10 protein-coding genes and 1 pseudogene are annotated in these 13444 nt (G+C 45.3%); 7 read left to right on the top strand and 4 right to left on the bottom strand.

Annotated elements, in window-relative coordinates; genetic code table 11:
* Positions 1-6 precede the first annotated feature (6 nt).
* The 3 genes and pseudogenes from GT348_RS02675 to GT348_RS02665 all read right to left on the bottom strand — a co-directional run bounded on the left by GT348_RS02675 (position 7) and on the right by GT348_RS02665 (position 2174).
* Positions 7-975, bottom strand: coding sequence for an acetyl-CoA carboxylase carboxyltransferase subunit alpha (locus tag GT348_RS02675; protein ID WP_160619415.1), 969 nt, complete (start codon positions 973-975; stop codon positions 7-9).
* Between the two features lie 93 nt (positions 976-1068).
* Positions 1069-1976 (bottom strand): annotated as a pseudogene (locus GT348_RS02670) (tyrosine recombinase).
* Positions 1977-1985: 9 nt separating this feature from the next.
* Positions 1986-2174 carry a hypothetical protein gene (locus GT348_RS02665; protein ID WP_160618400.1) on the bottom strand — a complete coding sequence of 63 codons (189 nt, stop codon included), beginning with the start codon at positions 2172-2174 and terminating at the stop codon, positions 1986-1988.
* A gap of 178 nt (positions 2175-2352) precedes the next feature.
* Between GT348_RS02665 and aroB the strand changes: the two genes are divergently transcribed.
* The 7 genes from aroB to GT348_RS02630 all read left to right on the top strand — a co-directional run bounded on the left by aroB (position 2353) and on the right by GT348_RS02630 (position 11791).
* Positions 2353-3999: a 3-dehydroquinate synthase gene (gene aroB, locus GT348_RS02660; protein ID WP_160618399.1), complete on the top strand. Its 1647-nt coding sequence runs from the start codon at positions 2353-2355 to the stop codon at positions 3997-3999.
* A 227-nt stretch (positions 4000-4226) separates the two neighbouring features.
* Positions 4227-5333, top strand: a complete 1107-nt coding sequence (locus tag GT348_RS02655; protein ID WP_160618398.1) for an OmpA family protein — start codon at positions 4227-4229, stop codon at positions 5331-5333.
* A 341-nt stretch (positions 5334-5674) separates the two neighbouring features.
* A complete protein-coding gene (locus GT348_RS02650) occupies positions 5675-6781 on the top strand; it encodes an OmpA family protein (RefSeq protein WP_160618398.1) in 1107 nt (368 codons plus the stop codon).
* A 99-nt stretch (positions 6782-6880) separates the two neighbouring features.
* The gene (locus GT348_RS02645) at positions 6881-7291 is read left to right on the top strand and encodes a GtrA family protein (RefSeq protein WP_160618397.1); all 411 of its coding nucleotides are present in this window, start codon (positions 6881-6883) and stop codon (positions 7289-7291) included.
* Between the two features lie 152 nt (positions 7292-7443).
* Entirely contained in the window at positions 7444-10080 is a 2637-nt protein-coding gene (alaS, locus tag GT348_RS02640; protein WP_160618396.1) for an alanine--tRNA ligase, read from the top strand.
* Positions 10081-10247: 167 nt separating this feature from the next.
* On the top strand, positions 10248-10931 hold the full coding sequence (locus tag GT348_RS02635) for a carbonic anhydrase (RefSeq protein WP_160618395.1): 684 nt from the start codon (positions 10248-10250) through the stop codon (positions 10929-10931).
* 38 nt (positions 10932-10969) lie between these two features.
* Complete coding sequence (locus tag GT348_RS02630) at positions 10970-11791, top strand: exonuclease/endonuclease/phosphatase family protein (RefSeq protein WP_236646559.1); 822 nt, start codon at positions 10970-10972, stop codon at positions 11789-11791.
* Between the two features lie 3 nt (positions 11792-11794).
* Here the strand turns inward: GT348_RS02630 and GT348_RS02625 are convergent, their stop codons facing one another.
* On the bottom strand, positions 11795-13345 hold the full coding sequence (locus tag GT348_RS02625) for a peptide chain release factor 3 (RefSeq protein WP_160618394.1): 1551 nt from the start codon (positions 13343-13345) through the stop codon (positions 11795-11797).
* Positions 13346-13444 lie beyond the last annotated feature (99 nt).

The raw sequence follows: 13444 nt of genomic DNA, 5'->3' as shown, positions 1-13444 counted from the left end.
AAAGCGTTATTTCGGCCTCGTCATAGCGAGATAACGCTGACGTCTTTTTTCCAATAACGCTTCAGGAGTTAGTGCCAAAAGAGTGGGCAATTCTGCTTCGATCAAATCCCCAACCCGTTCCATAACGAGCTCAGGCTGGCGCTGTGCTCCTCCTGCTGGTTCAGCAACGATATTATCAACCAGATCTAACTTTTTAAGATCCTGGGCCGTTAATTTTAACGCTTCTGCCGCTGCGGGTGCTAATTTAGGATCACGCCATAAAATTGACGCGGCTGCCTCAGGGGAGATAACCGAATATATTGCATGCTCAAGCATAAAAACACGATCGGCCGAAGCAATAGCAATGGCCCCGCCAGAGCCACCTTCTCCAATCACTGTTGCAATAACCGGCACACGCAATTGCAATGAAACGTCAATAGAGCGTGCTATAGCCTCAGCCTGTCCGCGGGCTTCGGCATCAATCCCAGGCCAGGCCCCTGCTGTATCCACAAAGGTTAAAACAGGCAAACCAAAGCGAGCTGCAAGCTCCATCAGGCGCTGTGCCTTACGGTAACCTTCTGGCCGGGCCATACCAAAATTATGTTTTAGCCGACTTTCGGTATCAGACCCTCTTTCAGTCCCGATCACGACAACTGACTGCCCCCGAAAACGGGCAAGGCCACCAACCATGGCTTGATCGTCTCCAAAAACACGATCCCCAGCCAATGGCGTAAAATCAGTGGTCAAGGCTGAAATATAGTCAAGTGCATGCGGACGCTGGGCGTGGCGTGCCACCTGCACTTTTTGCAGCGGTGTTAGTTTGCCATATAAATTACGGAGCTGCTTATCTGCCTTGTCTGACAGACGAGCAATCTCCTCATCAATATTCAAACCATCTAAGCCGAAGCCATCATCGCGACGACCCATTTGACGTAATTCGTCGATCTTTGTTTCAAGCTCGGCGACTGATTTCTCAAAATCTAGAAACTGGCGCATAGATTGCGCGATAGCATGGCCATCGCTCAAGAAACAGTCCTAATTTTTAAAGAGACATAAAATTTGTGACTTGTGACTCTTAAACGCCACAAATTACGACACCGCCAAAGGATGGTAATTATTCACAATTTCCTTAAGCCGTTCGCTCATGACCTGAGTATAAATTTGTGTCGTGGCAATATCCACATGACCCAAAAGCACTTGCAAAGCTCGTAAATCAGCGCCGCGATTGAGCAGATGTGTTGCAAAAGAATGCCGCAAAACATGAGGGCTTACCCTTTTGGGATCTATATCTGCCTTTAAAGCACAAGCATATAAAATACGGTCAAACCCCTGACGTGTTAAAGGTCGCCTCGGATCTCTTCCAGGGAAAAGCCAAGGACTATCTAAAACAGCGTCATAATTTACAAGCTCTATTGCTGCATCCCGTGCAGCTTCGGAGAAAGGAACTAGTCTTTCTCTCCCCCCTTTTCCCCTAACAAGCAACATAGGGCCATCACGCTGCACAGCCTTTGCTGACAAACCTAAAAGCTCTGAAATACGTAACCCAGTGGTATAGAGAAGCTCCAAAGCAGCTTTTGAAACTTTATCGCGCCTTGGATCATCATGATGACACGTACCAACTTCAATAAGACGTTTTACTTCTTCTTCAGTCAATGGATGAGGTAAACCGCTTTTATACCGAAACCCAGGGTGATCAGAAGTTGGATCATCTTTTATAACCTCTTCCTGAAGTAAAAAGCGATAAAACTGCCTCAAACTCGATAAACGCCGCGCTAATGACCGCACGGTTAATCCTTCACTGCCCTGCTGCGTTAAATAATCACGAATATCTTTGCGTCGCCCATCTGATACTGAGCGCGGTGACAGCCAACAGGCAAAATTTTCCAAATCAGCTTTGTAAGCAAGGCGCGTTTTCAGAGCCGCCCCCTTTCTGAAGCAAACATTTCAAGAAAAGCTTCAATGAGTGCTTCTGAAGAAGGCGGCAAATCTTTCTTCATGAACGAGTCTTACGGTTTGGGAAAAGGCAAATCAGGCAGTCCTGACGGTGTGCTTGATTGATGAGGTTTTGCTAAAACATGATGAGTCATGGTTGGTGCAGGTGGTCTTGCTGTACCCAAGTAAGCAGCTGCACCGCCCAAGCCTGCTATAATGATAAGACCCAAAAACGTAAAAACCAATTTTGATGACCGCTGCATTTAAACGCCCTCATATTATTTTTAACCATTACAACACCGACTGAATCATATTAATTCAGCCTCGTTTATGGCCGTTAGAACATTAATAAAACCCTGATAACAAAATTATGGCTTCTTTGATGCTTCATGATAGATAAGTTTTATATTAAGTTTTTCTTTTATATCAGGGACTGCCTTCATGCCAGTATCGCCATGTATCATCGTCTTAATTGGCCATATGGGCGCTGGCAAAACGACTCTGGGTCGCAAATTAGCTCAGGTTTTAGGGACAAAATTTATTGATCTTGATGCTGAAATCGAGAAGGCGGCAGGATGTTCCATAGCAGAAATATTTTCAAAGCATGGAGAGGCCCATTTTCGTGAAGGTGAGCATAAGGTTATTTCACGCCTTATGAAAGAAGAAGCATGTGTCCTGGCAACAGGTGGCGGTGCATGGATGGATAAACGCACACGCGATCTTATAAGAAAAACACCTCACGCCTGCACAATATGGCTTCATGTTCCGCTAACAACCTTACATGCACGCCTTACCCACAGCAGAGCAAAACGACCCTTACTTCGTGAGGGAAATTTACATGATACGCTCAAACGCCTCGCAACCAAACGCCATCCGCTTTATGCACAAGCTGATATTGTTATTACTTTTGGAGATGAAACCGTGGATGAAGCTGTGAAGAAATTAACCACCGCTCTTGAGTCCGTTAACCCCGTCCAAAAGGTTGCCGTCACTCTTCCCTCTCATCACTATGAAGTTATCATTGGGCCTAACTTATTAAAAAAAGCAGCTTTTTACATCCGTCCTCATTTAAAAAATAAGCATGCCATCATCATTACCGATTCCAACGTAGCTGAACTTCATCTCGCAACGGCCAGAGACTCTTTTGCTGAAAGCGAGATAAGGCTTGATGTCATTTGCGTCTCACCTGGAGAAGAGAGTAAATCTTTTTCAACCTATCAACGCGTTATGGAAGATGTTCTGGCTCTGGGGATTGAACGCGGTACAACCATTATTGCCTTGGGTGGTGGTGTCGTTGGTGATTTGGCTGGCTTTGTGGCAGCAACAGCCATGCGAGGAATTAATTTTATCCAAATTCCAACAACTTTATTATCTCAAGTTGATAGCTCTGTAGGCGGCAAAACAGGCATTAACACAAAAGCCGGCAAGAATTTGGTCGGTGCTTTTTGGCAACCTCAAATTGTTCTTGCTGATATCTCAACTCTCAAAACGCTTCCTAGACGCCAGCTCATTGCCGGATATGCTGAAATTCTTAAAGCTGGCCTAATATCGGATCCTGAACTTTTTTCCTGGTGTGAAATTAATGGCGCCGATCTGCTAGACGGAAATACAGCCATTTTGACAGAAGCCGTAAAAAGAGCCTGTAGCTTTAAAGCACAGATAGTTTGCGCTGATGAGCGTGAACAGGCTCATCAGGGAGGAAGAGCCTTACTCAATCTTGGTCATAGTTTTGCCCATGCTCTTGAAGCAGAGTTTCATTATGACGGTCGCCTTTTGCACGGAGAGGCTGTTTCCATTGGCCTTCACCTGGCCCTCTCTCTTTCTGTCAAAATGGGTCTGGCACAAAAAGATGATCTAAAACGCCTAGATAGCCATCTAAAAACTCTAGCTATGTCCTCAAAAATCAGCGAACTTCCCGCAACATTAAGTGCAAAAACTCTTCTTAATCACATGGCACATGACAAAAAAATGCGCGACGGAAAGCTAAGTTTCATATTACTACATGGTATTGGTCAGGCCTTTACGTGTAGAGATGTTGATCAGACCCTGGTCAGGGAGCTTTACCTGGAAGAAGGCTGCGTCGACTAAGGTAATAATAGGGTCAGAAAATGCATGATCACATGTTACAAACTGTGTCTTTTATGTAACATGTGGCTGTCTTCTAAGTTTTAAATCCAAAGAAATATTTGTTTAGCTAGAAAATATTTACTTTTTACCCGCTATTGCTGGTGATGCGTGCCGGGTCGTGAATTTGCAATAAAGCCCGGAACCTTTGACTTAAGTTTTAGTCTTTTATCAATAAGGACGAGTAAGAAATGCGTATACGCACTGCACTTCTCGCCGTGACGTCGATGGTTGCGGCACCATCGCTTGCTTTGGCTAGCACAATCACAGGCCCATACATCGACTTAGGGGCTGGTTACAACCTTACTCAGCATCAGCGCATGACAACCCCTGCGACAGGCAACACAGGGCGTCAGCATCAGCTTGATGGCTACACAGGCTTCCTGTCTGCTGGTTGGGGCTTTGGCAACGGCCTTCGTCTTGAAGTCGAAGGTGTTTATGCTCAGTCATATAACAAAATCTTTGGTGGCAAAAACGGCTCACCAAGAGGTTATACAAGAGGCTCAAACCAGGGCTATGGCGGATTAATCAATGTTCTTTATGACATTGATCTTGCTCAGTTCGGCATTGATGTCCCTGTCACACCGTTCGTTGGTATCGGTGCTGGTTATATGTGGGAAAAATACCGTCTGCATCATGACGTTCCAGGCGGACAAAACTCAATGTCACGCACAGGCGGTGGCTTTGCAGCACAGGCAATCGTCGGTGCAGCATATGACATCCCAGGTGTTCCAGGTCTTGCTGTTACAACACAATACCGCTTCCTGACACAAACAGGCAGCGAGTCCGGTGTTAATATCGGCACATACAAAGACATTAAAGGCAACAAGGTCAAAACTGGCACGCGTTACCAGCACCAGTTCATCCTCGGTCTGCGTTATGCCTTTGATAATGCACCACCACCACCTCCTCCACCAGCACATGTTGTCGTTCCTCCTCAGAGAACGCCTGCTCGCACATATCTCGTCTTCTTCGACTGGGATAAAGCTAACCTCACACCACGCGCTCGTGAGATCGTAGCTCAGGCAGCTCAGGCTTCTACTCACGTCCAGACAACACGCATCGAAGTTAACGGCTACACCGATAACTCCGCTGCTCATCCTGGTCCACGTGGTCAGAAATACAACATGGGTCTATCCCTCCGTCGTGCTAACAGCGTAAAAGCTGAGCTCGTACGTGATGGCGTCCCTGCTACAGCGATCAATATTCACGGTTATGGTGAAGCTCATCCGCTCGTAGCTACAGCTCCTAACACTCGTGAGCCTCAGAACCGTCGCGTCGAGATCATTCTAAAATAATCTCCTCAGACTTCTAGTTCACAAAAAAGGGTGTCTCTAGAGATAGAGATACCCTTTTTTATGTGTGATAAATCAATTTACTTCCAAAACTTATTGACCTGCACGAGTAAGGCCACAGCTGTAATAAGCAAGGTTTGTAATACTTATAAGCATGAAAATCGATGCGTGCCTTTTATGCAACAACATCTTGGTAGATAGGCAGGGACTTCAAAAATATCCTTTGACTAATAAACTGTTTACTTTAAGAAAGAGGCTAGTTGGTCACCCTTTAAGGCATTATGATATGCTGGTTATATGTGGTGAACAAATTATGAATAATTCATAATAAGGACGAGTAAGAAATGCGTATACGCACTGCACTTCTCGCCGTGACGTCGATGGTTGCGGCACCATCGCTTGCTTTGGCTAGCACAATCACAGGCCCATACATCGACTTAGGGGCTGGTTACAACCTTACTCAGCATCAGCGCATGACAACCCCTGCGACAGGCAACACAGGGCGTCAGCATCAGCTTGATGGCTACACAGGCTTCCTGTCTGCTGGTTGGGGCTTTGGCAACGGCCTTCGTCTTGAAGTCGAAGGTGTTTATGCTCAGTCATATAACAAAATCTTTGGTGGCAAAAACGGCTCACCAAGAGGTTATACAAGAGGCTCAAACCAGGGCTATGGCGGATTAATCAATGTTCTTTATGACATTGATCTTGCTCAGTTCGGCATTGATGTCCCTGTCACACCGTTCGTTGGTATCGGTGCTGGTTATATGTGGGAAAAATACCGTCTGCATCATGACGTTCCAGGCGGACAAAACTCAATGTCACGCACAGGCGGTGGCTTTGCAGCACAGGCAATCGTCGGTGCAGCATATGACATCCCAGGTGTTCCAGGTCTTGCTGTTACAACACAATACCGCTTCCTGACACAAACAGGCAGCGAGTCCGGTGTTAATATCGGCACATACAAAGACATTAAAGGCAACAAGGTCAAAACTGGCACGCGTTACCAGCACCAGTTCATCCTCGGTCTGCGTTATGCCTTTGATAATGCACCACCACCACCTCCTCCACCAGCACATGTTGTCGTTCCTCCTCAGAGAACGCCTGCTCGCACATATCTCGTCTTCTTCGACTGGGATAAAGCTAACCTCACACCACGCGCTCGTGAGATCGTAGCTCAGGCAGCTCAGGCTTCTACTCACGTCCAGACAACACGCATCGAAGTTAACGGCTACACCGATAACTCCGCTGCTCATCCTGGTCCACGTGGTCAGAAATACAACATGGGTCTATCCCTCCGTCGTGCTAACAGCGTAAAAGCTGAGCTCGTACGTGATGGCGTCCCTGCTACAGCGATCAATATTCACGGTTATGGTGAAGCTCATCCGCTCGTAGCTACAGCTCCTAACACTCGTGAGCCTCAGAACCGTCGCGTCGAGATCATTCTAAAATAATCTCCTCAGACTTCTAGTTCACAAAAAAGGGTGTCTCTAGAGATAGAGATACCCTTTTTTATGTGTTGATCACCAAGGAAATGAATGACATAAACGCCCATGAACTGGGCTTTTTTGACAGAATTTTTTCGCTTTGGTCTTGTAGGAACAACCGGTCTTTTAATTGACTGGTTAACACTAAATTTATGCCTAGAATTTAGCCCCTTTCATATTGCAGTTTTGTGCGCCTATTTTACGTCTGCCTCATGGAATTGGTGCTTAAACCGAATTTGGACCTTCCGAAAAAGCTCACGAGACAGCCAAAAACCAGCTTTTCAGTGGGTACGCTTTATTTTAGCAAATATACCAGGTTTTTTTATAAACCGGGGTATTACACTTATCTTGCACCATTATGTACCCCATATGAGAAACGAGACTTTGTTAATTCTCTTTTGCGGGGCATTAGGTGGGATGATAGCTAATTTTTTACTAACGCGACGTTGTGTATTTTTTGCTACAAATAAACCATAAATTTTTGTAAAATCTTTGAAAATACCAGCTTTTCTCTATTAAATATAAACCTCATTTTCCAACTCAGTGCCGTTTCCATTTCCAAGACCGTAACAATCAGTTAGGAACATAGGAAATTTCACCTCTATGTCTGGAACCAGAAATACAAGCCCATGACCAGCACGAACGACATTCGCTCCGCTTTCCTTGATCATTTTGCCGCTGAAGGGCACCAGATTCTGCCTTCAGCCTCATTAGTTCCGCAAAATGACCCTACTCTGCTTTTTACGAATGCAGGTATGGTGCCCTTTAAAAACATATTTACGGGCCAGGAAACGCGCCCTTATAAAAGAGCTACAACAGCTCAAAAGGTTGTGCGTGCCGGTGGTAAGCATAATGACCTTGATAATGTAGGTTATACAGCCCGACATCATACTTTTTTTGAGATGATGGGCAATTTCAGCTTTGGTGATTATTTTAAGGCTGAGGCTATTGAGTTTGCCTGGAACCTGCTTACGAAAAATTTTGGTCTTTCTAAAGACAAGCTCCTTGCTACAGTTTATGCAGAAGACGAAGAAGCCGCTACGCTTTGGAAAAAAATTGCAGGCTTTTCCGACGATAAAATCATACGTATTTCTACATCAGATAATTTCTGGCGTATGGGAGATACTGGCCCCTGCGGCCCCTGCTCCGAAATATTTTATGACCACGGCCCAGAAGTAGCAGGTGGCCCTCCTGGAAGCCCGGATGAAGATGGTGACAGATTTGTTGAAATCTGGAACTTGGTTTTCATGCAATATTTCGAGCAAAGTTCTGGCGAACGCACAAATCTTCCTCGTCCTTCAATTGATACAGGAATGGGATTAGAACGCTTCGCCGCTGTGATGCAAGGCAAGCGTGACAATTACGACACTGATACGCTGCGCGCTTTAATAGAAGCATCAGCCGACATCTTAAACCAAGATGCTGATGGGAGTTTTAAAACAAGCCACCGCGTGGTTGCTGACCATTTACGCTCTACAGCATTCCTGATTGCTGATGGCGTTCTCCCCTCAAGAGAAGGTCGTGGTTATGTGTTGCGCCGCATAATGCGCCGAGCCATGCGACATCTTCATATAATGGGCGCAAGAGAACCGGTATTTTATCGCCTATTACCCGCCCTGATTGGGCAGATGGGTAATGCCTATCCCGAGCTTGCTCAACATAAAGCCCTTATTACAGAAACTATCCGCGGTGAAGAAGAACGCTTTGCTGCTCTTCTAACACGAGGCCTTGCCCTGCTTGATGACGAAGCTTCACGTCTTTCTGATAAGGGAATTCTGGCTGGCGATGTCGCCTTTAAACTGTATGATACCTATGGTTTCCCCCTAGATTTGACACAGGATGTGCTCCGCGAACGTGGCCACGGTGTTGATGAAAAAGGGTTTGAAGCCGCTATGGCTGAGCAGCGCAAGCGTGCTCGCGCTGCCTGGGTTGGCTCTGGAGATACAGATGTTGAAACCATATGGTTTGATGCCCGTGATCGTTTCGGTGCCAGCGAATTTTTAGGGTACGTCTCTGAAAGTGCTGAAGCCGAGGTACAGGCGGTTTTTAACGGCCAAAATGAACTTGCTGAAGCCCCTGAAGGCACAGATGTTGCCATAGTCCTTAACCAAACACCTTTTTATGGTGAAAGTGGCGGTCAGGTTGGGGATCATGGCACATTAAAAGCTGATAATTTGTTAGTGGAGATTACCGATACTCAAAAGAAAAACGGTGATCTCATTGTACATTACGGTAAGGTTGTCCAGGGCATACTTAAACCCGGCATGACCGTACATGCAGATATTGACCATGACCGTCGTTCACAAACGCGCGCTCATCACTCAGCTACGCACTTATTACATGAAGCCCTTAGGCGCCAAATTGGTGAGCATGTTACGCAAAAGGGAAGTTTAAATTCACCTGACCGTTTGCGTTTTGATATTAGCCAACCACGTCCTTTAACAGCTGAAGAAATTCACACTGTTGAGCAGGAAGTCAATGCCCTGATACGTGCTAATAGTGAAGTCAAAACCCGGCTTTTAACCAAAGAGCAGGCTGTTGCTGAAGGAGCTATGGCACTATTTGGAGAAAAGTACGGCGACGAAGTACGCGTTGTTACAATGGGAGATGGAGATGAGAAACGTTCTGCTTACTCTATTGAACTTTGTGGTGGCACGCACGTAAAGCGTTTGGGTGAAATCGGACTTTTTCGTATTCTTTCAGAAACGGGAATTTCATCGGGTGTAAGACGCATTGAGGCTGTATGTGGTAAGGCTGCTGAGGATGTTGCTCATTCAAATGAAGCTTTATTGCAGCAAGTTTCTGATCTTCTAAAAGTAACGCCAGCAAAATTGCCCCAAAAGCTTGAGTCCCTGTTAGAAGAGCGCAAGCTTCTTAATAATCAGATTTCTTCATTACAACAAAAGCTCGTAATGGCTAATGCGTCAGAAGCTTTGGAAGAAATCAATAATATAAAATTTATGGGTCGTTTATTAGGCGACATTAATCCTCGTGATCTCAAAGGGTTAGCTGAAACACTTCTCAAACAAGTTAAAAGTGGTGTTATTGCGCTTCTTTCAAATGCTAATGATCGCGGCAGTCTAATTATTGCCATATCACCTGACCTGACTGATCGTATTAATGCCGTCGATTTAGTCAGGGAAGCATCGCCTCTAATGGGCGGAAAAGGTGGCGGCGGTCGCCCCAACATGGCACAGGCTGGCGGCACAGAAACAGCAGAAAATGCTGTCTTTGATATGATCCGCGAAAAATTGAAACAGGCCTAGATATTAGGGGCGCTTTAGAGGCAAAAAAGTTCTGTAAAGCGCCTTAAATAACAATGCCTTACAAAAATTTAAGGTGTTTATTTATCTGTTTCCGCGCATAGTTTTAAAAGCCTGTGAAGGATTGCATCCTTTAAGCAAGTGAAAACACTCTGATAGAGGAACTATACATGGCTTTTAATAAAAATTCTCTCATAGAAGTTCTTGAAGGAGTTTGTAAGTTTGAGGATGAAGTTTATCCTCAGAATAAAGATCTTTTTCAGAGCCTTGCTTACGATCAGTCTCCTCCTGTCCTTTTTATCACATGTGCAGACAGTCGTATCAGCCCAGGGATGATTACCCAGACTGAACCTGGTGAACTTTTTATTATTCGTAATGTCGGCAATATCGTGCCTGCTTATGGCGAAATGGTAGGTGGTGTTTCTTCTGCCATAGAATATGCTCTTGGCATTCTTAAAGTTAAGAACATTATTATTTGTGGGCATTCGAACTGCGGCGCCATGCATGCGCTATTAGACCTTAATAGCGAAAAACTAAATACGATGCCCACAGTGCGACGCTGGCTTATGAGTGCCGAAGCGGCACGGGCGCAATTTAGTGATTTACGTGCCGAAGATGCTGGCCCCAAAGATGTGCAGTCTCTGACTGAAGCGAATATTTTGCTTCAATTGACCCATCTTAAAACTCATCCAGCCGTTGCCAAAGCTTTGTCACGCAATGAAGTGAGCATTGAAGGTTGGTATTACGATATTAAAAACGGAAAAATTTCCGTTATTGATGAAGATACTGGTAAATTCATTCCATCAAAAGAAATGCTTAAAATCCTTAAAACGCGGAAAAATTCTAAAGAATAGTGCTTATTTTCCGATTTTGCTTTCTTGTTTTAAGCATATTGGGGTGGGCATATCCCTCTTTTGCCCACCCTTTGAAATTAACAACATGGAATTTAGAGTGGCTCACTTTACGCCATCGCGGTGACTTAAATGTTCCTGACGATATTCCATTTCGTTCCGAACAAGATTTTTCACGCTTAAAATTTTATGCCACTCATCTCGATAGCGATGTCATCGCTGTAGAAGAAGTAGAGACGAAAGAGGCATTAGAAAAAATATTTGATCCTGCACAATATAATATTGTTCTTTCATCAGAACCTATAGTGCAGCGTGTCGGTTTGGTTATTAAAAAGCCAATTTCATTTACCGTAAATCCTGAAGTAACGGCCCTTAACGTTGCGCCTCCAGGTGCGAAACACGCCCTAAGAACAGGCCTGGACATTACCCTCCATTGGGATAATCAAAGTTTACGCTTGCTGATTGTGCATTTAAAAACAGGATGTTGGGCGCGCCGCTTAACAGAGAAAAAACATTCCTGCCCTATCCTTGCACAGCAATTTTCTATTTTGGAAAACTGGATTTTAGAGCGTGAAGATGAAGCTGTTCCTTACGCTATTTTAGGTGATTTCAACCGCCGTTTTACTCTGCAAGATCCGGCCTTTATCTCTTTGAGAGAGGACGCACCCCTAACACTTGTCACAGCCGGCCTAGCTAGTCCCTGTCAGGGCGGGTCACGCTTTATTGATCATATTATTCTTGGTGGCAAAGCACAAAAATGGCTCGTGCCTGATAGTTTACGCGTAATGACCTATCAACTTGATAGAGACACAAAGCGTTTAAGTGACCACTGCCCTGTCTCTATCAAGTTAGACCCATTATAGGTCTTATTCTCCTGCCAACCCTATTTGCTTAATGTCATGAAAATTAAGTTTAGGGTTTTGCTCGGCAGCGCGGCTCATCATAAAAGAAGAGCTGGCTAAAAAGACCGGGTCGCCATCCACATCATCAGCCATGGCTGTGCGGTTAAGAGACGCAAAGTCTTCAAGTGCAGTTTTATCCCCAGTCACCCAGCGAGCCAAATTAAAGGGCGTACTATCGAACCCTACAGGCACGTTATATTCAGCACCCAGACGAGACTGAAGCACATCAAGCTGCAATGTCCCTACAACACCCACAATTGGTGGAGCCCCATCCTGGGGCCGGAAAAGCTGAACAACACCTTCCTCGGCCAACTCCACAAGAGCCTGACGTAACTTTTTAGCTTTCATAGCATCATCCAAACGCACACGCCTTAATATTTCAGGAGCAAAATAAGGCACACCTGTAAAACGTAAATCCTCACCTTCTGTGAGCGTGTCACCAATACGTAGAGTGCCGTGGTTTGGGATACCAACAACATCACCACCGAAAGCCTCTTCCACTAATTGCCGGTCTTGAGCAAAGAAAAATTGAGGTGTGTGAAGTGCAAATTGTTTGTTGATACGCACATGTTTAAGCTTCATACCGCGTGTCAGGCGCCCAGAACACACCCGTGCAAACGCCATACGATCACGGTGATTAGGATCCATATTGGCTTGAATTTTAAAAATTAAGGCCGTGACTTTTTCCTCATCTGCCCGCACTTCTCTCGTTTCAGTTTGCTGTGCACGAGGTGGTGGACCATAAGCAACAAGGGCATCAAGAAGATCGGTAACGCCAATTTCTTTCATGGCAGAACCAAAGAAAACAGGCGTTAAATGCCCCTCATCAAATGAGTCTTTGTCAAAGGCTGGTAAAACCCCCTCTGCTAAAGCACATTCTTCTTCTAATTCTACACGGCGTGGATCACCTTCAGGCAAAGGCTCCTTTGTGTGAAGTTTTTTTGTGCGAATGTCATATGTGCCAATAAATTTGGCGGCACGACCAACTGGCCATGTTGCTGGTGAAACATCCAAAGCCAGCGTGCTCGAAATTTCGTCGAGAAGAGCAAAACAATCCTGCGCTTCACGGTCCATTTTATTGATAAATGTCACAATAGGAATGTCACGCAGGCGGCAAATTTCAAAAAGCTTCCGGGTGCGTGCCTCAATACCTTTAGCGGCATCAATAACCATCACGGCACAATCAACAGCCGTAAGAGTGCGGTATGTATCTTCCGAGAAGTCTTCATGGCCTGGGGTATCAAGCAAATTAAATACGCAACCGCCATAATTAAAGGTCATGACCGATGTCACAACTGAAATACCACGGTCACGTTCAATACCCATCCAGTCAGAACGTGTACGACGGCGCTCGCCTTTGGCGCGCACATTACCTGCCATTTGAATAGCCCCACCAGCACGCAAAATGCGCTCTGTCAGTGTTGTTTTACCAGCATCAGGGTGGGAGATGATTGCAAATGTCCGCCGTCTTGAAATTTCACGCGTTATATCAGTTGGATGAGATTGGTCAGACATGAAGGCCTACAATGAAAAAAACTTAAAACGAAAAACGCCGGACGGATAAATCCCGTCCGGCGTCCCGTAGCCAAATAAACCGGTAATCGATAAAAACCG

Origin of the sequence: Aristophania vespae (genome assembly GCF_009906835.1) — a bacterium.
GTDB lineage: Bacteria > Pseudomonadota > Alphaproteobacteria > Acetobacterales > Acetobacteraceae > Aristophania > Aristophania vespae.
The sequence above is the reverse complement of the archived record's forward strand: the minus strand, read 5'-3'. Positions and strand labels throughout refer to the sequence as shown.